At 64.5% G+C, this 25416-nt stretch carries 20 protein-coding genes and 2 tRNA genes; 12 read left to right on the top strand and 10 right to left on the bottom strand.

Translation table 11 applies throughout. From position 1 onward, the window contains the following. Positions 1-16 precede the first annotated feature (16 nt). The 3 genes from F8O06_RS08685 to pepN are packed head-to-tail and all read right to left on the bottom strand — an operon-like array spanning position 17 to position 4222. Positions 17-397 carry a globin gene (locus tag F8O06_RS08685; RefSeq protein WP_158053886.1) on the bottom strand — a complete coding sequence of 127 codons (381 nt, stop codon included), beginning with the start codon at positions 395-397 and terminating at the stop codon, positions 17-19. Then, positions 390-1643: a mechanosensitive ion channel family protein gene (locus F8O06_RS08680; RefSeq protein ID WP_158038245.1), complete on the bottom strand. Its 1254-nt coding sequence runs from the start codon at positions 1641-1643 to the stop codon at positions 390-392. Before F8O06_RS08680 ends, F8O06_RS08685 begins: the two co-directional genes overlap by 8 nt. Beyond that, positions 1640-4222 carry an aminopeptidase N gene (gene pepN / locus F8O06_RS08675; protein WP_158038244.1) on the bottom strand — a complete coding sequence of 861 codons (2583 nt, stop codon included), beginning with the start codon at positions 4220-4222 and terminating at the stop codon, positions 1640-1642. The genes F8O06_RS08680 and pepN overlap by 4 nt, the downstream gene beginning before the upstream one ends. Positions 4223-4367: 145 nt before the next feature. Here pepN and F8O06_RS08670 point away from each other — a divergent pair, with 145 nt between their 5' ends. After that, complete coding sequence (locus F8O06_RS08670; RefSeq protein WP_158038243.1) at positions 4368-4844, top strand: ribose-5-phosphate isomerase; 477 nt, start codon at positions 4368-4370, stop codon at positions 4842-4844. Between the two features lie 411 nt (positions 4845-5255). Here F8O06_RS08670 and F8O06_RS08665 read toward each other — a convergent pair whose 3' ends face one another. Then, complete coding sequence (locus F8O06_RS08665; RefSeq protein WP_158031082.1) at positions 5256-5747, bottom strand: Dps family protein; 492 nt, start codon at positions 5745-5747, stop codon at positions 5256-5258. Between the two features lie 205 nt (positions 5748-5952). Between F8O06_RS08665 and F8O06_RS08660 the strand changes: the two genes are divergently transcribed. Beyond that, the gene (locus F8O06_RS08660) at positions 5953-6147 is read left to right on the top strand and encodes a hypothetical protein (RefSeq protein ID WP_158031083.1); all 195 of its coding nucleotides are present in this window, start codon (positions 5953-5955) and stop codon (positions 6145-6147) included. A gap of 187 nt (positions 6148-6334) precedes the next feature. Here F8O06_RS08660 and F8O06_RS08655 read toward each other — a convergent pair whose 3' ends face one another. Further along, the gene (locus tag F8O06_RS08655; protein WP_158038242.1) at positions 6335-6733 is read right to left on the bottom strand and encodes a hypothetical protein; all 399 of its coding nucleotides are present in this window, start codon (positions 6731-6733) and stop codon (positions 6335-6337) included. 398 nt (positions 6734-7131) lie between these two features. Between F8O06_RS08655 and F8O06_RS12265 the strand changes: the two genes are divergently transcribed. After that, positions 7132-7686, top strand: coding sequence for a hypothetical protein (locus F8O06_RS12265; protein ID WP_192496894.1), 555 nt, complete (start codon positions 7132-7134; stop codon positions 7684-7686). Positions 7687-7833: 147 nt separating this feature from the next. Here the strand turns inward: F8O06_RS12265 and F8O06_RS08645 are convergent. Then, a tRNA-Gly gene (locus F8O06_RS08645) sits at positions 7834-7907 on the bottom strand. 121 nt (positions 7908-8028) lie between these two features. Between F8O06_RS08645 and F8O06_RS08640 the strand changes: the two genes are divergently transcribed. The 5 genes from F8O06_RS08640 (at position 8029) to clpX (ending at position 12553) form a co-directional block, all read left to right on the top strand. After that, positions 8029-8102, top strand: a tRNA-Pro gene (locus F8O06_RS08640). 93 nt (positions 8103-8195) lie between these two features. Then, on the top strand, positions 8196-9644 hold the full coding sequence (gene tig, locus F8O06_RS08635) for a trigger factor (protein WP_158038241.1): 1449 nt from the start codon (positions 8196-8198) through the stop codon (positions 9642-9644). A gap of 216 nt (positions 9645-9860) precedes the next feature. Continuing rightward, the gene (locus F8O06_RS08630) at positions 9861-10460 is read left to right on the top strand and encodes an ATP-dependent Clp protease proteolytic subunit (RefSeq protein ID WP_158037620.1); all 600 of its coding nucleotides are present in this window, start codon (positions 9861-9863) and stop codon (positions 10458-10460) included. 107 nt (positions 10461-10567) lie between these two features. After that, complete coding sequence (locus tag F8O06_RS08625) at positions 10568-11221, top strand: ATP-dependent Clp protease proteolytic subunit (RefSeq protein ID WP_158031811.1); 654 nt, start codon at positions 10568-10570, stop codon at positions 11219-11221. Positions 11222-11281: 60 nt separating this feature from the next. Next, complete coding sequence (gene clpX / locus F8O06_RS08620; RefSeq protein ID WP_158031089.1) at positions 11282-12553, top strand: ATP-dependent Clp protease ATP-binding subunit ClpX; 1272 nt, start codon at positions 11282-11284, stop codon at positions 12551-12553. A gap of 4 nt (positions 12554-12557) precedes the next feature. Here clpX and F8O06_RS08615 read toward each other — a convergent pair whose 3' ends face one another. Both F8O06_RS08615 and F8O06_RS08610 read right to left on the bottom strand, forming a co-directional pair. Then, complete coding sequence (locus F8O06_RS08615; protein WP_158037621.1) at positions 12558-13349, bottom strand: alpha/beta hydrolase; 792 nt, start codon at positions 13347-13349, stop codon at positions 12558-12560. Continuing rightward, the gene (locus F8O06_RS08610; protein ID WP_158031091.1) at positions 13342-13605 is read right to left on the bottom strand and encodes a hypothetical protein; all 264 of its coding nucleotides are present in this window, start codon (positions 13603-13605) and stop codon (positions 13342-13344) included. Before F8O06_RS08610 ends, F8O06_RS08615 begins: the two co-directional genes overlap by 8 nt. Positions 13606-13721: 116 nt before the next feature. Here F8O06_RS08610 and F8O06_RS08605 point away from each other — a divergent pair, with 116 nt between their 5' ends. Next, the gene (locus tag F8O06_RS08605; RefSeq protein WP_158031092.1) at positions 13722-15062 is read left to right on the top strand and encodes an MFS transporter; all 1341 of its coding nucleotides are present in this window, start codon (positions 13722-13724) and stop codon (positions 15060-15062) included. A 79-nt stretch (positions 15063-15141) separates the two neighbouring features. Here the strand turns inward: F8O06_RS08605 and F8O06_RS08600 are convergent, their stop codons facing one another. Next, positions 15142-16230, bottom strand: coding sequence for a radical SAM protein (locus F8O06_RS08600; protein ID WP_158037622.1), 1089 nt, complete (start codon positions 16228-16230; stop codon positions 15142-15144). Positions 16231-16394: 164 nt separating this feature from the next. On the opposite strand from F8O06_RS08600, the gene F8O06_RS08595 reads away from it, so the two are divergent. After that, positions 16395-17012, top strand: a complete 618-nt coding sequence (locus tag F8O06_RS08595; protein WP_158037623.1) for a hypothetical protein — start codon at positions 16395-16397, stop codon at positions 17010-17012. An 825-nt stretch (positions 17013-17837) separates the two neighbouring features. Here the strand turns inward: F8O06_RS08595 and valS are convergent. Beyond that, complete coding sequence (gene valS / locus F8O06_RS08590) at positions 17838-20483, bottom strand: valine--tRNA ligase (RefSeq protein WP_225733380.1); 2646 nt, start codon at positions 20481-20483, stop codon at positions 17838-17840. A 218-nt stretch (positions 20484-20701) separates the two neighbouring features. Between valS and F8O06_RS08585 the strand changes: the two genes are divergently transcribed. Then, positions 20702-22219, top strand: a complete 1518-nt coding sequence (locus F8O06_RS08585) for a L,D-transpeptidase family protein (RefSeq protein ID WP_192496830.1) — start codon at positions 20702-20704, stop codon at positions 22217-22219. Between the two features lie 151 nt (positions 22220-22370). Further along, positions 22371-25397 carry an FAD-binding and (Fe-S)-binding domain-containing protein gene (locus F8O06_RS08580; RefSeq protein ID WP_158037625.1) on the top strand — a complete coding sequence of 1009 codons (3027 nt, stop codon included), beginning with the start codon at positions 22371-22373 and terminating at the stop codon, positions 25395-25397. Positions 25398-25416 lie beyond the last annotated feature (19 nt).

Raw genomic sequence — 25416 nt, 5'->3', positions numbered from 1 at the left:
CCTCGGCCGGGCGGGGTCACTCTTCGAAGGTGTTCACCATCGCCTGCGCCGCGCGGTCGAAGTAGTCCCACAGCATCGTGCGTGCGGCGGGGGAGGGCGCAACCTCGTCCAGCGCGGCCGCCATGCAGCGCTTCCAGCGATCTCGGGCATCCGGATTCACTTTGAACGGCATATGCCGCATGCGCAGGCGGGGGTGACCACGCTCTTGGCTGTAGGTCGTGGGCCCGCCCCAGTACTGCGTCAGAAAGAGGGCCAATCGGCGCTCAGCCCCAGCAAAGTCATCGGCTGGATACATCGGCGCGAGCACTTCGTCTTCGCGAATGTGCACATAGAAGGCGTGAGCGAGGCGCTCGAAGAACTCCTGCCCGCCCACTTCGTCGAAGACTGTCTCAGCCACGTTCGGGGCCTTTCTCGTCGGAGGGATGCTCACGGCGAGGCGGCTGCCAGTCGTTGTCCGGATGCTGCCGCGCCTCAGGGTGCACCTCGTGCTGTTGCGGATGCTGCGGTCGCGCCGGCTGCTCATGCTCTGCGCGCTGTGCCGCCGCCTTGCGGTGTTTGCGCAGACGTGCCTTCGCCTTGCGCCGCTCGGCCGGAGTGTCGGGCACACCGCGCGTCGCCGCGTCGATCTCGGCAGTGGTCGCGTGCACCGGGGCCTCCTGCTCGCCACGCCCGGTGAGCAGCGGGTCGGCGATCGTCCGCCCCTTGACGCGGGGGTTGTCCGACTCGATGGTGGCCCGCAGCGTCGATGTGGTGGCGGTGTGCACGTCGTACTGATTGAACAGTCGCAGGATGCGCAGGCGCAGTTCGCGAGCGACGTCGTCCTGCTGACTGGGGCGCGTCTTGATCGCCAGTTTCACGACCATGGTGTCGCCGGCAAGCGCGGTGATGCCCCAAAGCTCTGGCTTGCCCTCGATCTTGCGCAGCCAGTAGCGCTCTTTGATCATCTCGCGGCTGGCGGTGAGCATGAGCTCCTGCACGGCCTCGAAATCAGAGTCGGTAGGCAGGTCGACCTGCACGATGGCGCGACCCCAGCCCTGCGACTGGTTGCCGACTTTGAGAATCTCACCGTTGCGCACGTACCAGAGCGTGCCGTCGGCGGCGCGCACGCTCGTGACGCGCAGCCCGACCGCCTCGACCGTGCCGCTCACTGTGCCGAGGTCGACGACGTCGCCGACGCCCAGCTGGTCTTCGAACACCATGAAGATGCCGGTCAGAAAGTCTTTGACCAGACTCTGCGCGCCGAATGAGACGGCGACGCCGAGAATGCCGGCGCTGGTGACCAGTGCACCGGTGTTGAACCCAAGCTCGCCGAGCACCGAGATCAGGGCGATCACGACGAGCGTCCAGGTGATGACGTTCGAGGTGACCGATCCGATGGTTCGCGTGCGCTGCACGACGCGAGCCTTCGACAGCGGCGAGACGAGCAGGTCGGTCGTCTTGGTGATGTCCTCTTTGCCCTTCACCCCGCTCACGATGCCGCGAACGATGCGTCTCGTGATCAGCAGCAGCACCCAGCGCAGCACCAAGGTGACCACGATGATCATCAGGATGTTGCCGACTTTGCTCCACTCGTTGAAGAACTTGCCGAAGAAGGCGAACATCGACGCGAGCCACGCCGGGGTGTCGATCTGGGCCAGGATCATGCCGCGCCCTCTGCACCCGCCTCGGCGTCACGGCGCTGCACTTTCAGAGCGCGCTCGACTCCGTCCAGGTTCTCGATCACGATTCGACGCAACGCCTGCGGCGCATCCTCATGATCGCCCAGCCAGGTCACGGCCGCCTGCCGCAGACGCTCGTCGGCCAGAGCGCCGGGGAACGTCGCCTCGAAGATCTGGTCGGCCATGTGATACGACCGCTCGTTCCAGACACTGAGCAGATGGGCGAAGTGCTCGTCGACCAGGCCGTCGAGCAGACGGGTGTCGAGTGCGCGCTGCAGCCCGTAGCCCATGTTGCGCACGGTCAGGTTGGTGAGCGACTCGTCGGTGTGAATGCGGTGCGCGGTCTGCAGCTTGTGATCGGCGTCGGGGATGGCCGCGCGAGCCCGCGCCGCAGAGAGCAGCCCGGTCGCGGTGTGATCCTTTTCGAGTGCGACGTCGATCTCAGGGTCACCAGCACGCCCTGCGGCGACGAGAGCGATGAGCAGCTCCCAGTCGAGATCGGTGTCGATCGTCAGCCCGGGCAGCACGAGATTGCCGCCACGCAGTGCTTCGAGCACGTCGAAGTGCTCGGCGTCGACTGAGAGTGCGGCAAAGCTGCGCACGAACTGGAACTGCTGGTCGCTGCCGGCCTCGGCGTTCTGCGCGAGCTGCCAGACGGCGTTCGCGGCGGCCTCACGTGCCTTCGCACGGCTGTCGGGAGCGGCGTACGATCCGGTCACGGTGACCAGCTGACCGAGCACGGTGCGCAGCGTCGTCGACTGGTCTTCGGCGCTGACGTTGCCCAGCACGGTCTGAGCGAACTCGCGTGCGGCGAACTCGGTGTCGCGGGTGGCGTCCCAGAGCGCGCTCCAGACGATCGCGCGGGCGGTTGGGTCGTGCAGATCTTTGAGGTGCTCGAGTGCGGTGTGCTGCGAGCGATCGTCGAGGCGCACCTTGGCGTAGGTGAGGTCGTCGTCGTTGAGCAGCAGCAGGTCGGGCATGCGCTTGCCGACCAGTGCGGCCACCTCTGTGCTGGCGCCGTCGATGTCGGTCTCGATGCGATCGACCCGTGTGAGGCCTGAGCCGGTGAGCTCGTACAGCCCGATGCCGAGACGATGCGGGCGCAGTGTGGGATGCGACTCCGGCGCGGTCTGCTCGATGCGGTACGCGGTGATGACGCCCGTCGCATCGGTCTCGACGACGCTGCGCAGCGTGTTCACGCCGGCGGTCTCGAGCCACTTCTTCGACCAGTTGTGCAGATCGCGGCCGCTGGTAGCCTCGAGCTCGACGAAGAGATCCTGCAGCTCGGTGTTGCTGTGCGCGTGCTTCGTCAGGTACTGATGAATGCCGGTGAAGAACTCACGGCGGCCCACATAGGCGACCAGCTGCTTCAGCACGGACGCGCCCTTGGCGTAGGTGATGCCGTCGAAGTTGACCTGCACGTCTTCGATGTCGCGAATCGCAGCGAGAATCGGGTGCGTCGAGGGCAGCTGATCCTGGCGGTAGGCCCACGCCTTCTCGGTCGAGGCGAAGGTCGCCCAGGCGTCGTGCCACTCCGTCGCCTCGGCGACCGCCAGCGTCGAGGTGTACTCGGCGAACGACTCATTGAGCCACAGGTCGTTCCACCAGCGCATCGTCACCAGATCGCCGAACCACATGTGCGCCAGCTCGTGAATGATCGTCACGACGCGGCGCTCACGCATGGCGTCGGGCACGTTGGAGCGGAACACATACGCCTCGGTGAAGGTCACCGCGCCTGCGTTCTCCATGGCGCCGGCGTTGAACTCGGGCACGAAGAGCTGATCGTACTTCTCGAAGGGGTACGGCACATTCCAGAGATGCTCGAAGAAGTCGAAGCCCTCGCGGGTCTTCTCGAAGATGTAGTCGGCGTCGAGGTGCTCGGCCAACGAGGTTCGCGTGTAGACGCCGAGCGGAATCGTGCGACCGTCCGAGCTGATCAGCGACGAGTGCTCGTGATGGTACGGCCCGGCGATGATCGCCGTGATATAGCTCGAAATGCGCTGGGTGGGGTCGAACCGCCACGTCTTCGCCGGGCCCGAAGCAGCATCCGCCGCATCGACGCAGGATGCGACCGGCGTGTTCGACACGACCGTCCAGTGCGCCGGAGCCGTCACGGTGAACGTGAACGACGCTTTCAGATCGGGCTGCTCGAACACCGGGAACATGCGGCGTGCGTCGGGCACCTCGAACTGTGTATAGAGGTAGACCTCTTGATCGACCGGGTCGACGAACCGGTGCAGTCCCTCGCCGGTGATCGAATACCTCATGTCGGCGTCGATGACGAGTTCGTTGTGCTCGTTCAGGTCGGGCAGCTCGATGCGCAGACCGTCGCTCACGACCTCTGGTGCGAGGTCGGCGCCGTTCAAGGTGATCGAGTGCACCTGGTCGGTGACCGCGTCGATGAATGTGGATGCTCCCGCCGCGGCGTCGAAGACGACTCGCGTCGTGCTGCGGAACGTGGTCTCGGACGCTCCGGAGAGGTCGAGCGTCACCTCATAGCTGCCGACCTCGAGCAGTGCGGCACGTTCCTGGGCTTCGACGCGGGTGAGATTCAATCCGGGCATTTTCTCTCCATCCTGAGAATCGACATCTGCCATCAGTCTAGGCGCAGGGGATGAGCGAACTCTGTGTGTCACGGCGCTGTTCGCCACAGGCGAGTGCGGGTGCGTGTGCGCCGGAGCAGTCGACGCACTCACTACGATTGGGGGTATGACACAGCTGCCGATTCTGCACATCGCCACCGACCACGCCGGGCTCGATCTGAGCCATCACTTCATCGAGCACTTCAGCGGGCTCGGGTACGAAGTGCACGACCACGGGCCGCAGAGCTATGACCCGGTCGACGACTACCCGGCGTTCTGCATCGCCGCGGCTGAAGCGGTTGCAGCCGACAGCGCAGAGGGACGGTTCGCGCTGGGCATCGTGATCGGCGGTTCAGGCAACGGTGAACAGATCGCCGCCAACAAAGTGACCGGCATTCGCGCGGCGCTGGCCTGGAGCGAGGCGACAGCCAAGCTCGCACGGCAGCACAATGACGCCAATGTCGTGGCGGTCGGAGCTCGGCAGCACACCGTCGACGAGGCGACGCAGCTGGTCGAGTGGTTCGTGCAGGAGCCGTTCAGCGGTGACGAACGTCATGTGCGGCGCATCGGCCAGATCGCGGACTACGAGGCGCAGCGCGGCTGAGCTGCATCTCTGCGCGGCATCCCATCCAGCCATGCCGTTTGACTCTGTGCTGTGACTCTGCACGGCATCCAGCCATGCCATTTGGCTCTAGGCGGGATCCAGACAGGGTATTTGTCGTCGAACTGCTTCCAGACATGGAACTTTCCATGTCTCGATGTGCTGAGGCGTCATTTGCCATGTCTCGATCTGAGGGGCGGGTCCGTTCCACAGCCTGAAGCGCGGGGGAGGGGGGAGAGAGACCGACGGCTCGATGACCCGGGATGACCCGGGATAACCCGAGGCCCCGAGGCCCCGAGGACCCGAGACAACGTGAGGGGTCGATGACACCCAACCTCGAGCAGGTACGAAAGAAGGGGCAGAACCCGAAGGCTCTGCCCCTTTCCGTTCGTGGGGGTGACTCAGAAGACCGGACTACGCCTCAGCGATGTGTGCGAAGAAGAACCAGCGATCCTTGTCGAGCCCGCGCTCGATCTCGATCGCGACGTCCTGGCTCGACAGATCGATGCCGTCGAGCTCGACGACTGCGGTGTGAACGACCTTGAGAGCCGCATCGATGTTGGCGATCGCGGCGGCAATGGTGTCGGGCGACTGCTGGAAACCGTCGGCGAGCACCGGCGACGTGGTCTGCTCCGAGACGGTCTGCAGACGGCCGTCGACCGGAAGTCCGAGAGCGACGACGCGCTCGGCGGCAAGATCCGCCCAGTCGCGAGCATGGGCGACGAGGTCGTCGAGCAGCTCGTGGATCGGGCCGAAGTTTGCGCCACGCACATGCCAGTGCAGCTGCTTCGCATTGACGCTGAGCGCGGTCAGCTCGACGACGACCGGCTGAAGGAACTGGGCGACGCCGGAAACGGTGTCGGGGGTTACTGAGGTCTGAACGGGTGCAACGGTTGATGTAGTCATATCTGAGGGCTCCTTTCGAACTCTTGAACATCACACTAGGCACCTCAATCGGCAGCGTCAATGCAGTTGAGCCTTGGCTAAGGGACTCTTGGGAATAGGGCGTTCGCCCATGAAGAAATACGACGATTTCGCTATCTTTCCCAGTAAGAGATGAGTATCGTGAGGTGCGTCAGAAGCTGTATCTCAGGACGCAGAGGAGAGACTCATGGGAGTGTTCGAAGACGCCAAAGAGACGCTGAAGGCCGGCGCCGAGAAGGTCGGAGACGCCGTGCACGAGGGCGTCGATCGCATCAAGGACAAGGCCGACGAAGTCAAGGCCGAGGCCAACGTCAAGAAGGCAGAGGCTGAGAAAGAGTCGGTCGAGGCGCGCAATGACGCGAAAGAAGAGCTGCGAGACTGACAGCTAGTCGACTTCAGAGAGCAGGGGCTCGGTCAGTGTTTCGACCGAGCCCCTGCTCTTTTTCTGTCTGCTGGGTCTTCTGCTTACTCGTCTTGTGGCTGTTCAGCTGCCTCGAGGGGCCTCCCCGCGTCCGCGGCGTCGGTCGTCCGACGCGCCTATCAGCGTGTCGTCTGACCCCTCAGTACTATCAGTGCGCTGCGTCTGAGCCGTCCATCCGACGCTGGCGCTCGATCTCACGCCCGAGGTCGACACGGGCGCGCGCCTTCCCCGCAGACTGCAGCAGATCGTGTGACGCCTCGACGCGTGCGATCGCGCGGATGAGTCGGGCTGCTGACTGCTGCTGCTCGGAGAGCGCAGCCATCTGAGCAGCCAGCTTCGCGTGCTCGGCCTGGTCGTGACGGTCAGCTGGGCGAATCCCGCGCACGAGCAGGGCACACGCCAGGCAGAGCAGCACGAGGCTCATGAAACCCATGGCGACGATCAGCACCACAGAAGAAATCATCGCTCCCGATCGCATCGCGAGCAGCATCCCTGCGACTGCAACGGTGATCGCGGTCCATGCGACGGTGATGCGGGTGAGATCCATGTGCGGCCTCTCTGTCGTTCTCAGTCGTTCCGGTGTCTGGTGTCTGGTTGCGGTGTCCAGTTTTCGGTTTCCAGCGTCCGGTGTCCAGTGCGTGGTCTCCAGCGTCCGGTGTCCAGCGTCTGGTTTCTAGGGGCCGGGCCAAGGCATCCTTGCGCACCGGCGCTCCGAACTCTGCGGCGGCTGCTGCGCCTCGAACGAACCATACTGTCATGTCGGGCGGCCTGGGGCACTTCGGCATGTCGGGCTGGCTGACGCACTTCTGCATATCGGGCTGCCTGACGCACTCCGGCCAGCGCGAACGAAGGCAGCTCTGCGCGCAGTGACCTGCCTCAGCGGGCGAAGGCCAACCTCATCTTCACCATCTGGAGTCGGCGACCTGATATTCGTACACTGCGGTCATGGCAATCTCCTCTGACGCGACATCCCCGGCGACCGAGCCAGCCTGGACGACCTCTCGGATAGACCGGCTGCTGAGCTCGCGGCTGGTCGGCGGGTCGAACGCGGCCCTGCGACTGGCGGCTCCGCCCCAGGGCGCGCAGCGCGTCTGGCGGTCGATCGCTCTGCTGCTGTCTCTCGAGGTCGTCGTGGGCATCGCGACGCTTGTTGTGGCTTTCGCATTTCGTCATGTGGATGGTCTGGTGACGCCCGCCTCATGGTTCCGCGGCACCGTGGTGCTGTTGATGACGTTCACGCTCTTCGGTTTCGCTTGGGCGGCACGCCGCGGCTACTGGTGGGCTTACTGGCGTCTGCGCCTCTTCAGCCAGATCTTTCCTGTGGTCACTCTGGTCATCGCAGCGGTGCCCGGTCTGTATCCGCTCTGGATGACGATTGAGCAGATCGTCTTCAGTGTGCTGCTCATCGGAGTCGGCGACTTCTTGACAGGGGAGCGGATGCGGGAGTGGTACCCGAACCCGAAACGTCAGCCCGACGCCTATGTGGCAGTGCACGTCTAATTGGTGCGCTCGCTGACAGTGTCGCCAACACATTTGCCGACACTCAGTGCCTACTAGTCTTTGCCGACGTTGCGACCAACTCACGTTTTCGAGTTGGTGCAACGACGGGTGTCGCGTGTGGTTCCGTCTATCTGTGCGGAACCGGTATGGAGCGGGCGACGGGAATCGAACCCGCGTAGCCAGTTTGGAAGACTGGGGCTCTACCATTGAGCTACGCCCGCATGTCTCAACGACAACTTGAGCACGAGGTACGAGCATACCTGTTTTGCGCTAGACTTGCACGGGCCGTTCGACGAGGCCACGTGCGAAGTGCGGTCTTCTGAGGTCGCACAGGCATGAAAACGGGATGTAGCTCAGCTTGGTAGAGCACTCGCTTTGGGAGCGAGGGGTCGCAGGTTCAAATCCTGTCATCCCGACGGACAGGCCGGTCGTGCCGGCGAACCGTCCTTCAGAGTCGCAAGACTCGAAGACGCCATCCGGCGGAACGCGAAGAAAGAGGAGACCAATAAGTGTCCAGCACCATTGAGCAGCTGAGCCCGACTCGAGTCAAGATTCACATCGATGTGACTCCCGAAGAGTTCAAGCCTGCACTGGAGAAGGCCTACAAAGAGATCTCGAAGAACATCCAGATCCCTGGTTTCCGCAAGGGACATGTTCCTGCTCCGATCATCGACCAGCGTGTCGGCCGCGGTGCCGTCATCGAGCAGGCGATTAACGACAACCTCGACACCTACTACCAGAGTGCGGTGCGTGAGCACGATGTGAAGACGCTGGGTCGCCCCAACGCCGACATCGTCGAGCTGCCGAACGTCGAGACGCTGCAGGGCGATCTGAAGATCGCGGTCGAGGTCGACGTGCGCCCGGAGTTCGAACTGCCTGACGTCGCCGATGTGACCGTCGAGGTCGAGCCTGCGGCTGTGACCGACGCCGACGTCGACGAAGAGCTGGAGCACCTGCGCGAGCGGTTCGCGACGCTGACCAAGGTCGAGCGTCCCGCTGCCAAGGGCGACTTCACGACGATCGATCTGCAGGCCAAGATCGACGACGAAGTCATCGACGACGCATCGAACATCTCGTATGAGATCGGTTCGGGCCAGCTGCTCGACGGCATCGACGAGGCGCTCGAGACGCTGACCGCAGGCGAGACCACCACGTTCGAGTCGAAGCTCGTGGGCGGTGACCACGAGGGCGAGACCGCTCTGATCGAGGTCACGCTGAACGCCGTCAAGGAGCGCGAGCTGCCTGAGGCTGACGACGACTTCGCTCAGCTGGCGAGCGAGTACGACACCATCGCCGAGCTGCGCGACAGCCTGAAAGACGAGGCTGCGAAGCGCAAGAGCACCGAGCAGGTCGGTCAGGCCCGTGGCAAGCTCGTCGAGGCGCTGCTCGAAAAGGTCGAGCTTCCCCTTCCCGAAGATCTCGTCGACGCCGAGGTCAAGGCTCATCTTGAGCAGGAGGGCAAGAGCGAAGACGATCCGCACGCAGCGGAGGTTCGCCCTGATGTCGAGCGCGGCATCCGCACTCAGCTGCTGCTCGACAAGGTCGTCGACGACCTGCAGGTGCAGCTGGGGCAGGACGAGCTCTCGCAGTACCTCGTGCAGCAGTCGATGCAGTACGGCATCGAGCCCAACGAGTTCTTCAAGATCATCAGCGAGCAGGGTCAGCTTCCGGCCCTGTTCGGCGAGATCTCGCGCAGCAAGGCGATTTCGACCCTGCTCGGCAAGGTGAAGGTCGTCGACACCGACGGCAACGCCGTCGACCTGAGCGAGTACCTGCCGAAGGATGCCGAGGCTGAGACGGCAGCGCCCGCCTCTGACGAGTCTGCCGAGGACGCCCTCGATCAGGTCAAGGCTCCTGCGAAGAAGGCACCGGCGAAGAAAGCCGCAGCGAAGAAGGCTCCGGCCAAGAAGGCCGCGGCCAAGACCGCTGCTGAGGCAGAAGAGACCGACGCCGAGTAGTTCGCCGTCGACTCGCAGCAAAAGCGGGGTGCGCCCACTGTGGCGCACCCCGCTTTTGCGTTGTCACGGCGAGCTTTTGCCGACGGCGAACAGCGCGAACGAAGACGGGGGATTCCAGTAGATTCATACATGTCGGCCTCTCTCGGGGCCGACGAAGCTTCGAGTGTCGTCATGGCACCTGCGCCGTCGAGGCGCGCTGAGGAATGGAGAGTGGAGATGGCAGAACCCCAAGGGCAGGCATCGGTCTACGAACGCCTGCTGAAAGAGCGGATCATCTGGCTCGGCAGCGAGGTTCGCGATGAGAACGCGAACGAGATCTGCGCGAAGATCCTGCTGCTGTCCGCCGAGAACCCAGACGCTGACATTTATCTGTACATCAACTCGCCCGGCGGCTCGATCACCGCTGGCATGGCCATCTACGACGCGATGCAGTTCGTGCCGAACGACATCGTCACCGTCGGCATCGGCATGGCCGCTTCGATGGGGCAGTTCCTGCTCTCCAGCGGCACGAAGGGCAAGCGCTACGCCACCCCGAACACGCGCGTGCTGCTGCATCAGCCGCATGGCGGCTTCGGCGGCACGGCGTCAGACATCGCCATTCAGGCACAGCTGATCAGCGACATGAAGCGTCGCCTCTTCGAGCTCACCGCCGAGCAGACCGGCAAGACCGTCGATCAGATCGCCATCGACGGCGACCGCGACCACTGGTTCAGCGCCGAAGAGGCCAAGGAATACGGCTTCGTCGATCACATCCAGGCGGCGGCTCTCAATGTCTCCGGTGGCGGCGGCACGGCGCACAAGTCGGAGGAGAAGTGAGCATGGCAGACCAGTTCGGCGACCAGCACCAGTCACACAGCGGGCAGCACCGCAGAGAGATGGGCATGCAGATGAGATTCCCCAACCTTTCCCAGGCCCCTGTCGGCATGCCGTTCGGCGGCGTGCCCAGCGGCGTCGAGATGCCCTCGTCTCGGTACATCCTGCCCGAGTTCGAAGAGCGCACCGCCTACGGCTACAAGCGTCAGAACCCGTACACGAAGCTCTTCGAAGATCGCATCATCTTTCTCGGCGTGCAGGTCGACGACGCCTCTGCCGACGATGTCATGGCGCAGCTGCTCGTGCTCGAAAGCCTAGATCCCGAGCGAGACATCCAGATGTACATCAACTCGCCCGGCGGCTCGCTGACGGCTCTCACCGCCATCTACGACACCATGCAGTACATCCGCCCCGAAGTGCAGACCATCTGCCTCGGGCAGGCGGCCTCGGCAGCCGCAGTTCTGCTGGCCGCAGGCGCACCCGGCAAGCGCCTCGCACTGCCCAACGCCCGCATCCTCATCCACCAGCCGGCAGTCGGCGGCGAGGGCGGCCACGGACAGGCCTCAGACATCGAGATTCAGGCCGCTGAGATCATGCGCATGCGTGACTGGGTCGAAGACACGCTGTCGCTGCACTCCAACCGCACCAAAGAGCAGGTGCACAAAGACATCGATCGTGACAAGATCCTCACGGCCGAGCAGGCGCTGGAGTACGGCCTCATCGACCAGGTGCTGACGACGCGAAAGACGCAGCGCCCCGCCTGACACACAGTGTCTGCGGCAGCGACTAGGCTCGTGTGATGACATCAGGAAGGAACGGCGAGTATGGCGCGCATCGGTGAGACGTCTGATCTGTTGAAGTGCTCTTTCTGCGGCAAAAGCCAGAAACAGGTGCGCAAGCTGATCGCCGGGCCCTCCGGGGTCTACATCTGTGACGAGTGCATCGAGCTCTGCAACGAGATCATCGACGAAGAGCTCACCGAGCAGCCTGCCGTCGAGCAGACCGAACTGCCCACGCCGAAAGAGATCTTCGCGTTCTTGGGCGAGTTCGTGGTGGGGCAGCAGACGGCCAAACGCGATTTGGCCGTCGCTGTCTACAACCACTACAAGCGCATTCGTGCGGCGGGCGCGAGCACAGACGAGAGCGAACCCGTCGAGATTCAGAAGTCGAACATCCTGATGGTCGGCCCCACCGGCTGCGGCAAGACATATCTGGCTCAGACGCTGGCTCGGCGACTCAACGTGCCGTTCGCCGTGGCCGACGCCACGTCGCTGACAGAGGCCGGCTATGTGGGCGAAGACGTCGAGAACATTCTGCTGAAACTGCTGCAGGCCGCTGACTTCGACGTCGAGCGCGCGCAGCACGGCATCATCTACATCGATGAGATCGACAAGATCGCACGCAAAGCCGAGAACCCCTCGATCACGCGAGACGTCTCGGGCGAGGGCGTGCAGCAGGCTCTGCTGAAGATCATCGAGGGCACCGTCGCGTCGGTGCCGCCCCAGGGCGGCCGCAAGCACCCGAACCAGGAGTTCATCCAGATCGACACGACGAACGTGCTGTTCATCGTGGCCGGCGCGTTCGCCGGGCTCGAAGAGATCATCGCCGATCGCTCCGGCGCGCACGGCGTCGGCTTCGGCGCTCCGCTGTCGACCGAGGCCGATCGAGTGAACATCCTCTCTGAGGTCGAGCCAGAAGACCTGCGCAAGTTCGGCATGATCCCAGAGTTCATCGGTCGTCTGCCCGTGCTCACCACTGTCGACGCGCTGGATCGCGCCGCGCTGATCGACATCCTGGTCGGCCCGCGCAACGCTCTGGTCAAACAGTACGAGCGCATGTTCGCGCTTGACGGCGTCGATCTCGCCTTCACCGACGACGCACTGACGGCGATCGCCGATCAGGCGGTCGAGCGCAAGACCGGCGCCCGCGGACTTCGTGCGATTCTCGAGACCGTGCTCGGCCCGGCGATGTACGAAGTGCCCGGCAACGACGAGATCGCCAAGTGCCTCGTCACGGCCGCGGCCGTCGAAGGCACCGACTCGGTGCAGGTCTTCACACACGAAGAGGTCGAGCGCGCCGCTGAGAAGACCGCCTGACCGGTCAGCCCTGCGACTCCGTGAGCACGTGCTCGTCGAGAAATGCCGAGACGTCTGACAGCTCCTGCGCACTCACCGCGTGGCCGATGCCGGCATAGACCCGCTCGTCCAGTGCGCTGTGCGCGGGCAGCCACTGCTCTGTGAACTGCGTCAGGTGCGGCGGAATGACCGGGTCTCGGTCAGCGCGACCCCAGAACACCGGCGGGCGTTCGACGCGCAGGAGCTCATCCAGCTCACGCGGCTGCTGAGCGACGTACCCGGACAGATTCACCGTGGCACGCAGCAGGTGCGCGTGCGTGCGCAGCAGCTCGGTCGTCATCAGCCCGCCCTGCGAGAAACCCAGCACGCTGACCTGCGCGCTGCGGGAGCCGACCGGCGCGACCTCGTCGAGCCACCGCACCAGTGCATCCACCGCCGGGCGCGCATCGGTCTGGTCGCCGCCCGTGGCAGGCTCACGCAGAGCCGCGATCGGGTACCAGGCGAAGCCATAGTCGTTGCCCGCGTCGAGCGGCGCACGCGGCGCGGCGACGACGAACTCGGGCGGCAGGCTGCTGGCCAACGGCAGGATGTCGGACTCACGCGCGCCCCAGCCGTGCAGCATCAGCAGCAGGGGTCGGGTGGCCAGCGCCTCTGCCCGGTCTTCGGGCGACACGTTCCAGAGCGTGTGGCGGTCGTCGATGCTCAGCACAGCGGTTCGACGCGAGTCGGCTGTCTGGGGCGCAGTCGGCTGCGATGCGCCCGACTGGTCGAGCGGATGCTGCGGCCGTGCATTGGGGTGTGCTGACGGTTCAGGCATAGGGGCCTCCGTTGACGTCGTCGTCTTCGTCGAGTCGGTCGACGGTCACCTCACCGATGTCAGGCAGCCAGCTGATGGTCGTGCCGTCGTCGAGCTCGGCCACGGGGTGACGTTCCAGCCAGGTCAAGGTCCACGACCAGCGTTCGCGCTGTGTCGGTTCGAGGCCCGCCTCGACCTCGCTGATCGCGGCCAGCATCGGGTCGGGCAGGGCGAGCGGGGGAGTCACTCCGACGTTCCATCTGGTGCCGATCTGCATGAGATCCTTCCGTCATCAGCGGTCTTCTCTGCGTCGTAGGGTACCCTGTTTCACGGCCGACGGTGACCTGTGGAGGTCGCCGGCAGCGGTCGCAACCCAATTCAGGAGTCACAGATATGAGCACGACGACGTCGCCGGCACCCGGCACGCAGACCACAGGCAACTCACGCGCACGCGTGCTGGTCGCCAGCCTGATCGGCACCACGATCGAGTTCTATGACTTCTATGCCTATGCGACTGCCGCGGTGCTGGTCTTTCCGGTGCTCTTCTTTCCGAATGATCCGAACAACCCCGATCACACCGTGCAGCTGCTCTCGTCGTTCGCGATCTTCGGCGTCGCGTTTCTGGCGCGCCCGCTCGGCTCGCTGCTCTTCGGCCACTTCGGCGACCGCATCGGCCGCAAGGGCACACTCGTCGCCTCACTCATGTTCATGGGGATCGCAACGTTCCTCATCGGCTGCCTGCCGACCTACGCCCAGATCGGCTACTGGGCGCCGGCGCTGCTCGCGCTGATGCGCTTCTGCCAGGGCATCGGCCTCGGCGGCGAATGGTCGGGCGCGGCCCTGGTGGCGACAGAGAACGCGCCGAAGGCCAAGCGTGCGCTCTGGGGAACCTTTCCACAGCTGGGAGCCCCGCTCGGCTTCATCCTGGCGAACCTGGTGTTTCTGTGGCTGGCGCTCGGGCTCGATGAAGAGGGCTTCCTCAGCTGGGGCTGGCGAGTGCCGTTCCTGGTGAGCATCGCTCTGGTGGCGATCGGCCTGTGGGTGCGGCTGCGTCTGGTCGAGGCTCCGGCCTTCCAACAGGTGGTCGACCGCGGTGAGATCGAGAAGCAGCCCATCGTGACGTCATTCACGGGCTACTGGCGCGAGATCGTGATCGGCACCTTCCTGATGGCGGCGACCTACACAGTGTTCTATCTGGTGAACACCTTCGCACTGACCTTCGGGACGACTCCGGCCACAAAGACGCCCGGCGGTCTCGGCTATGACCGCAGCACGTTCATTCTGCTGTTGATCTTCGGCTGCGTCTTCTTCACGATCACGACGCTGCTCAGCGGCATCGTCGCCGATCGCATCGGTCGTCGCCGGCTGAACACCATCGTGAACGTGGCGATGGCGGTCTTCGGCATCGTGTTCGGCCCGCTGCTCGGCGGCGGCTTCGCCGGGCTGATCGTCTTTCTCGTGGTCGGCTTCTCGCTCACCGGCTTCGCGTTCGGGCCGATGGCATCGACGCTGCCCGAGCTGTTTCCGACGCGTGTGCGCTACACCGGGTCGGCCATCGCCTACAACCTCTCGGCGATCGTCGGTGCCGCAGTGGCTCCGTTCATCGCGGTCTGGCTGTGGAGCCTCGGTGGTGGCAGCGCATTCTGGGTCGGCATCTACCTGACCGTGATGTGCCTGATCTCGCTGGTCGCGATTCGTCTCGCGCCCGAGACGAAAGACGTCGAGTACCACTGACCCGTTGCTCGACGTCGAGGCGTGGCTGAGCGTTGCACAGGAGTGTGCGGTTCAGCTGAGCTGACTCCGGTGAGCTGTTTCAGAACAGCGTGGGTACCGCGGATGCGTCAGTCGCCAGCGGGGATCGGCTGCGCGTCTTCGCTGCGCGCCGGTGCTGCGGCCGAGGTGCTCGGGGAATGGGAGCAGCCTGTGCCCCAGGCTGAGAGCCGTCGAGCCGATACAACGAGATCAACGGCTTGATCAACCCTGCGAGGTGGCGCCGGTAGTCGCTGGTCGCTCGGTCTCCCTTCGGGTACAGCTCGGTGTACCTGTCGACAAGGTCGGGATGATACTCCCGCAGCCAGCGCATGAACCATGGGCGCACGTGGGGGCGTAGGTGCAGCACTTGATAGAGCACGCGGTGGGCACCGGCTTCTCCGACAGTCTGAAGAGTGTGCATCAGGCTTGACCGGCTGTCGGTGAGCAGTGGCAGAATCGGCATCAGGAACACTCCGACGTCGAGGCCGAGATCACGCGCACGGGATACTGTGCGCAGTCGAGCCTGAGCGCTCGGGGTGCCCGGCTCGAACTGTTGGCGCAGCTGGTCGTCGACGATGGGAATCGACATCGACACGCTCACCGGCACCTGTGTCGCGAGTTCGGAGAGCAGCGGCAGATCGCGTCTGATCAGCGTTCCCTTCGTCAGTACTGAGAAGCCGATGCCTGCCTGCGCGAGCTCGCGGTAGATACCGGGCATCAGTGCGTAGCGACCCTCGCAGCGCTGATATGGGTCGGTGTTCGAACCGAGCATCACGAACGGCACGCGGCCGACATGCGAGGTGCGCAGCTCCTGATGCAGGCGTTCGACGATGTTCGTCTTGACCACGATCTGCGTGTCGAAGTCGTGACCTGTGTCGAAGTCGAGGTACCGGTGGCTGCCCCGAGCGAAGCAGTAGATGCACGCGTGCGAACAGCCGCGATAGGGATTGATCGTGTAGGCCCCGGGAAACTCGCTGCTCGCGTCTGGCACACGGTTCAGCGCGGAACGTGCGAGCACCTCGTGGTAGACGAGGTCTGCGAACCCTGGGGTGCGGACTTCGTGGGTGACCTCGCTGAGGCTTTCGATGCGGTCGAGTCCGCTCAGAGCATCGAGGTCGGTGTGTGCCGTCTCTTGTGCATGCCAGCGCATGATGTGATTCGAACATATATTCGAATGATCGTCAAGCTGGTCGTCGCTCGTCGCTACGAAGACCGAGACGGGCCCAACGTGTGCCTGCGGTCAGCGGCTCGGAAGCTCGGTTCTGCTAGTGTGCGTACTGCGGGTGTCGCGGGCAGGTCAAAGGGGTGGGGAATATGAGAAGAGTGTCTGTCATTCTGGGGGCTCTCGGGTTCCTCGCTGTGGTCATCGGAGTCGCCGTGTTCCTGCTGAGTTCGCATTCGGCTGCGCCAGAGCAAGCAGCACAAGAGCAAGAGGCGCAAGAGCAAGAAGTGCCCTCCAGCTCCGGGCCGTTATCCTCAGTCGAGGACGAATACACACAGGCGATCCAAGGCAGCCTTGCGAATGACCTGCAGCTGCCAGACGGTGTTTCATGGCCCTCACTGTCCGAGATGGTGGTCAGAAGTGATTTCGCCACAGACCCATCGTCTGCAGGGGTCGGGGCCGGTGAGGTCGAGCTGACGTACGAGGCCGGAACGGGAGTCGGGCAGGCACTTTCCTTCTATGCCTGGGCGTGGGAGGCAGAATCCGTCAGAGCGCAGAGAGAAGGCGACTCTGACGCTCTGCAAAAGGCGTTGGACAAGTTGAAAGAGTGGACTTCGCTCCCTCAGACCACTCAGTATCATGCGAACCCGGACGGTTGGTATCACGCAGTCGTTGAGCCCGCGCGCAGGGGTGACTTCGCCGCCATGGAGGAAGAGGTCAGCGCCGGGCCACCAAAGCTGCCCGCGACTGCCGAACAAGCAGGACTCTAGTCAGTCTGCGTGCAGGATCGAGGCGATGCCGTCTGCGTTCGTCATTCGTGCAGCCGGCGACTGATCGCCTGAACTCTGTACCCCGACACCTGAACAAGAGGTGATGAGTATGCCGTGTCGTCGTTGGTGCGCTGGTGTTGCGCGGTTGTGCGCGGTCTTCGTGTCTGTTCTCGCTGCGACATTCTGTTTGAGTGGTTGTTCTGATGACGATCCCCCTGCTCCAAGCCCGAGCGAGCTGCGGAAGATCAATTATTTCTCCGAGGACTTGGTAGGAGGTATGAACCGAGCGATTGATGCAGGAAAGCTTGGCTCTGGTGTGCCTTTGAGCACAACGGAATCTGATGTCCTGAACTGGCTGAGAACTCCAGAAGTCGCCAGTGGGGACTCTGTGTATTACGGTGTGCTGTCCGTCGAATCATTGGACGACCAGCATTCCCTATTCCACCTCGTGGTTTTTATCGGTATCGGTTCCGCTGACCCCTGGCACATACCCCGCCAAGATCCTGACGCACCCACGGAGGCACGGACATGCATCAATATCCCCGTCACCCTCGGGACCCAAGCACACGCCGACGCCTTCACCCGCGTCGCCTGCCCACCAGACACCCCGACATATTCCCAGCAGGAACTGCCAGACGGTTCACGGATACCCAGCCTCACTGGACAATGAACAGATCCATGGACAGCATTCTGGCCACCCAAGGATCTGACATGAACATCAGATCCTCGCGGAAGTGACAGCCCGGCCGGAATCACAGCGACAGATGGGCGAAGAGGCGGATGCCACGGAGCATCCGCCTCTCAACTCGGCCGGCCACAGACCGCCTACTGGTCGAGCGAGCCGAACTCCACATCGCTGACGGTGAACTGCTCGCCGTCTTCGGCCAGCACGATCTGCTCTGCCTTGGCGACCGAACGCAGATCGTCGAGCGCGAGAGCGACCTGCTGGATGCGGTCTGCCGGCCCGTGCAGCGTGGCCGTCACGATCGGGGTGCGCATCTTGACCTTCGCCTCGGTCTTCGCTCGACGGAAGGTGATCAGCGCATCGCTAACCGCCGCGAACACGCCGCCCTCGTCGATATCGTCGCCGGCAGCATCGGCTGGCTCGGCGGGGCGAGCCGCAGGAGTCAGCACCTCGGCGGCAGTCGGCCAGGGCTGACGGTGGATGGACTCGTCGTGCGTCCAGCTGTAGACCTCTTCGGTTGCGTACACGATGAACGGCGCGAAGAGCCGCAGCAGCACCTCGAGTGCCGTCTGCAGGGTGACCAGAGCCGAGTCTCGCTCAGCGTCGCCGGCCGCGCCGTAGGCACGCTCTTTGACGATCTCGATGTAGTCGTCGCAGAACGTCCAGAAGAACGACTCGGTCACTTCGAGCGCACGAGCATGGTCGTACGCGTCGAAAGCCTTGGTCGACTGCTCGACGACCTCTGCCAGCGTCGCCAGCAGGCTGATGTCGAGCGGGTTCGTCGCCTGCGTTCCTTGGGACGCCTGACCGAAGGCGAGCACGAACTTGGCCGCGTTCAGAATCTTGATCGCCAGACGGCGGCCGACCTTGATCTGCTTCGGGTTCTGCGGGTCGAACGCAGCGTCGGTGCCCAGCTTGTAGGCAGCCGCCCAGTAGCGCACGGCGTCCGAGCTGAACTGCTCGAGCAGGCTCAGCGGGGTGACGACGTTGCCCTTCGACTTCGACATCTTCTTGCGGTCGGGGTCGACGATGAAGCCCGAGATCGTGGTGTGCGACCACGGCAGGCGGTGATCTTCGAGCTCGCTGCGCAGCAGGGTCGAGAACAGCCAGGTGCGGATGATGTCCTGCGCCTGAGGGCGCAGATCATAGGGTGCGACGAGGTCCCAGAGCTCAGGATCGCGCTCCCAGCCGCCGGCCAGCTGCGGAGTGAGCGAGGAGGTCGCCCAGGTGTCGAGTACGTCGACCTCACCGACGAAGCCGCCGGCCTGTCCTCGCTGCGACTCGTCGAAGCCGGCGGGCGCCTGCGACGAGGGGTCGACCGGAAGCTGCGACTCGTCGGGCACGATGGGATGCTCATAGTCGGTGACGCCCTCGGCATCGATCGGGTACCAGACCGGAATCGGCACGCCGAAGTAGCGCTGACGACTCACCAGCCAGTCTCCGTTGAGACCGTCGACCCAGTTGTCGTAGCGCACGTGCATGAACGCCGGGTGCCACTCCAGCTCGTTTCCGCGCTCTTTCAGCGTGGCACGCAGCTTCTCGTCGCCCGCGCCGTTCGAGATGTACCACTGGCGCGTGCTGACGATCTCGAGCGGGCGATCGCCCTTCTCGAAGAACTTGACCGGATGCTTGATCGGTTTGGGTGCGCCCAGCATCTCGCCCGACTCCTGGAGTGCCGCGACGACGGCCTTCTGGGCTGAGAACACCGTCTTGCCCACGAGCTGAGCGAAGGCGTCGCGACCCTGCTCGTCGGTGATCCATTCCGGGCTCAGATCGATGACGCGACCGTCCTGGCCGATGATGGTGCGGTTCGGCAGGTGCAGCTCGCGCCACCACACCACGTCGGTGACATCACCGAAGGTGCAGATCATCGCGATGCCCGATCCCTTGTCGGGCTGGGCGAGACGGTGGGCGAGCACCGGCACCTCGACGCCGAAGAGCGGCGTGCGCACCGTGGTGCCGAAGAGCTTCTGGTACCGCTCGTCGTCGGGATGCGCCACGAGCGCGACGCAGGCAGGCAGCAGCTCTGGGCGAGTGGTCTCGATGATGACGTCTTCGCCGTCATGTGCGCCCGTTCCATGGAAGGCCAGGGAATGATAGGCGCCGTCGCGCTCGCGGTCTTCGAGCTCTGCCTGTGCCACCGCCGTGCGGAAGGTGACGTCCCAAAGCGTGGGAGCATCCGCCTGATACGCCTCACCGCGCGCCACATTGCGCAGAAATGCACGCTGACTGGCCGTGATCGACTCGTCGCCGATGGTGCGGTAGGTCTGGTTCCAGTCGACCGAGAGCCCCACGGAGCGCCAGAGCTGCTCGAACTGCTTCTCGTCTTCTTTGGTCAGGCGCTCGCAGAGTTCGATGAAGTTGCGACGCGAGATGGGCTGCTGATCGGCGGCCTTCACGCTCTTGCCGTCGCCGCCTTCGAACGGGGGAACGAAGTCTGGAGTGTAAGGGAGCGAGGGATCGCAGCGCACGCCGTAGTAGTTCTGCACGCGTCGTTCGGTCGGCAGGCCGTTGTCATCCCAGCCCATCGGGTAGAAGACCTCTTTGCCCTGCGCGCGCTGGTACCGTGCGATCACGTCGGTGTGCGTGTAGCTGAAGACGTGGCCGATGTGCAGTGAGCCGGATGCGGTGGGCGGGGGCGTGTCGATCGAATAGACGCCCTTGGCCTTGGCGGCATCGCGATCGAAGTGGAAGGTGCCCTGCTGATCCCACTTGGCGTTCCACTTCTGCTCGAGGCCTTCGAGTGCGGGTTTGTCGGGGATGCCGTTGGCAGCGGAATCGGTCACCTGAGGTGCTCCTTCAGTATGTGCGGCACCGCGTCATGAGCCGAAATGGGCTGCTGTGTGCCTGAATGTCGGATACGAGTCGACGAAACGTCGATCCAATTCAGCATACACATGGGCGTTTCGTCCACGGTCGAGCTTGGTTGTCTGTACTAATATGATTCGACAGACATCAGTGCCCGTCTCGCTTGCGAGGCTGCACGGCGAGAGGAAGCATGCCCATGGGGGACAACGTCACTTTGGATCGAGGCACGGGCACGGGGATGACTCCGGAAGCCAAGCCCACGACCCAACTGATCGATGTCGCGGCCGCAGGCGGCATGCCGCCCGCAGGAGGAGCCGACCGCAGTTCTGGCACAACGGGGCCTGGTCGCAAGCGCCGTCGCAAGGCGCCGTTCATTCTCGGCGGGGTGGGCGTGCTCGTTCTGGCCGCCCTCGGTTTTGGGGCTTGGTACTCAGCTGACCACGTCGCTCCTGGCGTCACGTATGCCGGCGCAGATCTCGGCGGTCAGACCAGCGAACAGGCGGCACAGACCATTCAACGTCAGTTCGATCAGCACTCGGTGCCGTTCAGCTTCGACGGCACTCAGCAGCAGGTCAGCGCAGCCGACCTGGGGCTGCAGATCGATGCGCAGCAGACAGCGCATGACGTGATCGCAGGTCAGCCGGCATGGCAGTTCTGGCGCTGGAACAACGCCTCGACCGTCTCTCCGCAGGTCTCAGCCGATGCAGCCGCAGAGAGCACATTCTTCTCTGACGCATGGCCAGCGGCATACACGGTCACTGAACCGAGCCTGGAGTATCAGCCGGCGAAGGCCTCATTCACGGTCGTTCCCGGGAAGGCCGGCCAAGGAGTCGACGCGGCCGCCGTGCAGACTGCGTTCCTCAACTCCTTCGCCAACGGCGACTCATCAGCCCAACGCGTGAGCCAGAGTGAGGTGCAGCCCACGATCACCGACGAACAGGCTCAGGCCGCTCTGCCCACGGCTCAGCATCTCGTGCGCAAGATGACCTTCCAGGCCGCTGGCAAGCCGCTGATCACGGCCGATGCGGTCACAGTCGGGTCGTGGGTCAAGATCTCTGACCGCGACGGCCAGTTCACCGCGGTCTACGACGCCAAGGCCATCAGTGACTTCGTCGAACAGAACGCACCCACGAAGCTCGACCCGACGCCCAAGACGCAGACCGTGCTCGCCTCTGACGCCAACGTCGTGCTCGTGCCTGGCAGCACAGGCAAGACCTTGGGCGATGTGTCGTCATTCTCTGAAGACGTCGCCGCGAAGGCCGCCACAGGCGACAGCTCGTTCGACCTGCCGGTCACAGAAGTGCCGTTCGAGACCAAGACCGTCGACCGCAAGATCGACATCAGCCTCGCATCGCGCTCGGCCTCGCTGATCGAGAACGGCCAGGTCGTCACGACCTTCCCGATGTCTCCCGGTCTGCAGACGAACTCCGGGGCGATGCAGGCGGCGAAGACGTCGACCAAGGTCGGCAACTACAAGGTCTGGTACAAGACGACGGTGCAGAGTATGGGCTGCACGCCGCAGTACGACTACTGCACGCCGAACGTCAAGTGGTCAACGTTCTTCAACGGTGACCAGGCTCTGCATGGCACCTACTGGCACAACCAGTTCGGCATCTCAGACATGAGCCATGGGTGCGTGAACCTGCGCGAGGCCGACGCGAAGACGGTCTACGACTTCGCACCGATCGGCACTCCGGTCTCAGTGCACTACTGATTCGACGAACCGGCTTCGAAAGCGCGGTTCGCAGGTCTGGGGAGTGCGCTCGCCGATCGCTTCGTCGCGTGCATTGTAAGATTCGAGCTGTGCGCGCATGAGCGCGAAACTCATTCCACGACGCACGGGGGAGTCTCGAAAGGAAGATCGCATGTCGACATTGGCCGGCCCCCCGGTGCTTCGACCACCGGCGGATGTTGCAGCGCTGGATGCTGACGTCGTCGCCGAGATCGCGGGTGTGCTCAGCGGTGGTGCGGCCGATGTGGATTCAGGCACACGCCGCCGGGCCGAGTACTCGTCAGATGCCTCGGTGTATCGCGTGGCTCCACGTGCGGTTGTCTTTCCTCGCACGGCCGAAGACATCGTCGCGGTCATGCGCATCGCCCGATCGCACCAGCTGCCGGTCACCATGCGCGGAGCCGGCACGTCGATCGCAGGCAACGCCATCGGCCCAGGCGTCGTGCTCGACACCTCTCGGCATTACAATCGCATCCTTTCGCTTGATCCCGAAGCCCGCACCGCCGTCGTGCAGCCCGGTGTGCTGCTCGCCGCGATTCAGAAGGCCGGCGCCCCGCATGGGCTGCGCTTCGGGCCAGATCCCTCGACATGGACGCGCTGCACCATCGGCGGCTCCATCGGCAACAACGCCTGCGGCCCCCATGCGCTCGCCTGGGGTCGCAGCGCCGACCAGGTGATCGATCTCGATGTGGTGGATGGCACCGGTCGTCGGTTCACGGCCTCGACCGGGCTCGACGAGTTTCCCGAGCTGCGTGACATCGTTCACGGCGGTCTCGCCACGATCCGTCGAGAGTTCGGCACGTTCGGCCGCCAGGTGTCAGGCTATTCGCTCGAGCATCTGCTGCCCGAGCGCAAAGAGAATCTGGCACGCATGCTCGCGGGCACGGAGGGCACGCTGTGCGTGATCCTGCAGGCCACCATTCGGCTGGTGCCGGTGCCGACCGCCCCACACCTCGTCGTCCTGGGCTACCCCGACATGTTCGAGGCGGCCGACGACGTGGTCAATCTTCTGCCGCTGAAGCCGCTGGCCATCGAGGGAATGGACTCCAGGCTGGTCGACGTGGTGCGCCAGCACAAAGGCGACGGTGCGGTGCCCGACCTGCCCAAGGGCGCCGGCTGGATGATGGTCGAGGTCGGCGGCGTCGACGAGGCCGATGCTCGCGAGCGCGCCCACCAGCTCGCCGAGGCATCCGCAAGCGATGAGGTCGCGGTCTTCCCACCAGGGCCCGATGCGACCGCGATGTGGCGCATCCGAGCAGATGGAGCAGGCCTCGGTGGTCGCACGCCGGCAGGGGAGCAGGCCTGGCCCAACTGGGAGGACGCCGCCGTGCCGCCCGCCCGCCTCGGCGAGTATCTGCGTCGATTCGACGCGCTGATGAAGGAGTACCGACTCGACGGTCTGATGTACGGCCACTTCGGCGATGGCTGCACACACATCCGCATCGACTTCCCGCTTGATCGCGACCCGCAGGTGATGCGCGACTTCATGGAGCGCGCCGCCGATCTCGTGGCGACCTACGGCGGCTCGCTCTCGGGAGAGCACGGTGATGGTCGGGCGCGATCCGAGCTGCTGCCGCGCATGTACTCCGCTGACGCGATCGATCTCTTTCGCCGGGTCAAGGGCGTGTTCGATCCCGATTCACTGCTCAACCCGGGCGTGCTGGTCGATCCTGATCCCATCGACGAGCACGTGCGACGCCCGAACGCCGGGCCGGTGCCGGCATCCGGCGGCTTCTCGTTCGAAAGCGATCACGGCGACTTCTCGACGGCGGTGCACCGCTGCATGGGCGTCGGCAAGTGCCGCGCCGACATGCGCGCCGCCGGCGGGTTCATGTGCCCTTCGTATCAGGCGAGCAAAGACGAGAAAGACTCGACGCGCGCCCGCGCTCGTGTGCTGGAAGAGATGATCCGAGGCACGCTGGTCGACGGCGGGTGGGATGCCCCCGAGGTGGCCGACGCGCTCGACCTGTGCCTCTCGTGCAAGGCCTGCTCGAGCGACTGCCCGGCCGGCATCGACATGGCTCAGTACAAGTCTGAGGTGCTGTACCACAAACACAAGGGACGGGTGCGGCCCATATCGCACTACTCGCTGGGCTGGCTGCCGCGCTGGCTGCGCCTGGTGGGCATCGCTCCGGCAGCGGTCAACGCGATCATGAAAGTGCCCGGCGTGCAGCAGGCGATCATCCGAGGCGGCGGCATGGATCGTCGTCGGCGCATGCCCGGCTTCGCCCCCCAGCAGTTCGGGCGCTGGCTCAAGCGCGACGGTCGACGACGCTCGCATGACTTCTTCACCGATGTCGACTGGGTCGCGTCGGTGGGCGGGCGAGCAGGGGCGGCGACGGGCATGCTTCCTGTGGATGCCGCAGACAGTGACGCGCGGCGGGGCGCGGTGGCGGCGCGGCGGGCTGGAGTTCGCACCCCGGTCGTACTTTGGACCGACTCGTTCAGCAACGGCATCGCGCCGGAGATTCCACGGGCGGCCGTCGCCGTGCTGGAAGACGCCGGCTATGAGGTGGTGCTGCCGCCGGACAACGCCTGCTGTGGGCTGACCTGGATCACGACCGGCCAGTTGGACGGCGCGAAGTCTCGGCTCGAGGATCTGCTGGGCAAGCTGGGACCGTTCGCGGCTCGCGGCATTCCGATCCTTGGGCTCGAACCCTCGTGTACGGCGGTGCTGCGCAGCGACCTGCTGCACCTCTTGCCGAACGATCCGCGTTCGCAGGTGGTCGCTGACCATGTGTTCACCCTCTCTGAGCTGCTCAGTGCCCCCGCCCCTCTCGGGCCCAGGCCCGACTGGCGGCTGCCCGATCTGCACGGCACCACGGCAGTGGTGCAGCCGCACTGCCACCAGTACTCGGTGATCGGGTTCGCCCCAGATCGTGCGCTGCTCAAACGTGCCGGCGTCGAGTTCACCGAGCTGGCCGGCTGCTGCGGGCTCGCCGGAAACTTCGGCATGGAGAAAGGGCACTACGAGACCTCGGTCGCCGTCGCCGAGAACGCTCTGCTGCCGGCGCTGCGCGAGGCCGACCAGAGCTGCGGCGGTGACTACGTCTACCTGGCCGACGGGTTCTCGTGTCGCACTCAGGCAGACAACCTCGCGGACAAAGACGGGCGGGCGCTCGCCCAGCTTTTGGCCGACGGACTGCACCTGAGGTACTGACAGGGGCGGGAGCATCTCT

It is taken from the genome of Pseudoclavibacter sp. CFCC 14310, from assembly GCF_008831165.1.
Classification (GTDB): domain Bacteria; phylum Actinomycetota; class Actinomycetes; order Actinomycetales; family Microbacteriaceae; genus Pseudoclavibacter_A.
The sequence above is the reverse complement of the archived record's forward strand: the minus strand, read 5'-3'. Positions and strand labels throughout refer to the sequence as shown.

What these genes read in the sequence shown, in the direction of transcription:
- F8O06_RS08680 (WP_158038245.1), bottom strand. Translation starts at nt 1,643, where the DNA reads ATGATCCTGGCCCAGATCGACACCCCGGCGTGGCTCGCGTCGATGTTC.
- pepN (WP_158038244.1), bottom strand. Translation starts at nt 4,222, where the DNA reads ATGCCCGGATTGAATCTCACCCGCGTCGAAGCCCAGGAACGTGCCGCA.
- F8O06_RS08670 (WP_158038243.1), top strand. Translation starts at nt 4,368, where the DNA reads ATGACACAGCTGCCGATTCTGCACATCGCCACCGACCACGCCGGGCTC.
- F8O06_RS08665 (WP_158031082.1), bottom strand. Translation starts at nt 5,747, where the DNA reads ATGACTACATCAACCGTTGCACCCGTTCAGACCTCAGTAACCCCCGAC.
- F8O06_RS08660 (WP_158031083.1), top strand. Translation starts at nt 5,953, where the DNA reads ATGGGAGTGTTCGAAGACGCCAAAGAGACGCTGAAGGCCGGCGCCGAG.
- F8O06_RS08655 (WP_158038242.1), bottom strand. Translation starts at nt 6,733, where the DNA reads ATGGATCTCACCCGCATCACCGTCGCATGGACCGCGATCACCGTTGCA.
- F8O06_RS12265 (WP_192496894.1), top strand. Translation starts at nt 7,132, where the DNA reads ATGGCAATCTCCTCTGACGCGACATCCCCGGCGACCGAGCCAGCCTGG.
- F8O06_RS08630 (WP_158037620.1), top strand. Translation starts at nt 9,861, where the DNA reads ATGGCAGAACCCCAAGGGCAGGCATCGGTCTACGAACGCCTGCTGAAA.
- F8O06_RS08625 (WP_158031811.1), top strand. Translation starts at nt 10,568, where the DNA reads ATGCCGTTCGGCGGCGTGCCCAGCGGCGTCGAGATGCCCTCGTCTCGG.
- clpX (WP_158031089.1), top strand. Translation starts at nt 11,282, where the DNA reads ATGGCGCGCATCGGTGAGACGTCTGATCTGTTGAAGTGCTCTTTCTGC.
- F8O06_RS08615 (WP_158037621.1), bottom strand. Translation starts at nt 13,349, where the DNA reads ATGCCTGAACCGTCAGCACACCCCAATGCACGGCCGCAGCATCCGCTC.
- F8O06_RS08610 (WP_158031091.1), bottom strand. Translation starts at nt 13,605, where the DNA reads ATGCAGATCGGCACCAGATGGAACGTCGGAGTGACTCCCCCGCTCGCC.
- F8O06_RS08605 (WP_158031092.1), top strand. Translation starts at nt 13,722, where the DNA reads ATGAGCACGACGACGTCGCCGGCACCCGGCACGCAGACCACAGGCAAC.
- F8O06_RS08600 (WP_158037622.1), bottom strand. Translation starts at nt 16,230, where the DNA reads ATGCGCTGGCATGCACAAGAGACGGCACACACCGACCTCGATGCTCTG.
- F8O06_RS08595 (WP_158037623.1), top strand. Translation starts at nt 16,395, where the DNA reads ATGAGAAGAGTGTCTGTCATTCTGGGGGCTCTCGGGTTCCTCGCTGTG.
- F8O06_RS08585 (WP_192496830.1), top strand. Translation starts at nt 20,702, where the DNA reads ATGGGGGACAACGTCACTTTGGATCGAGGCACGGGCACGGGGATGACT.
- F8O06_RS08580 (WP_158037625.1), top strand. Translation starts at nt 22,371, where the DNA reads ATGTCGACATTGGCCGGCCCCCCGGTGCTTCGACCACCGGCGGATGTT.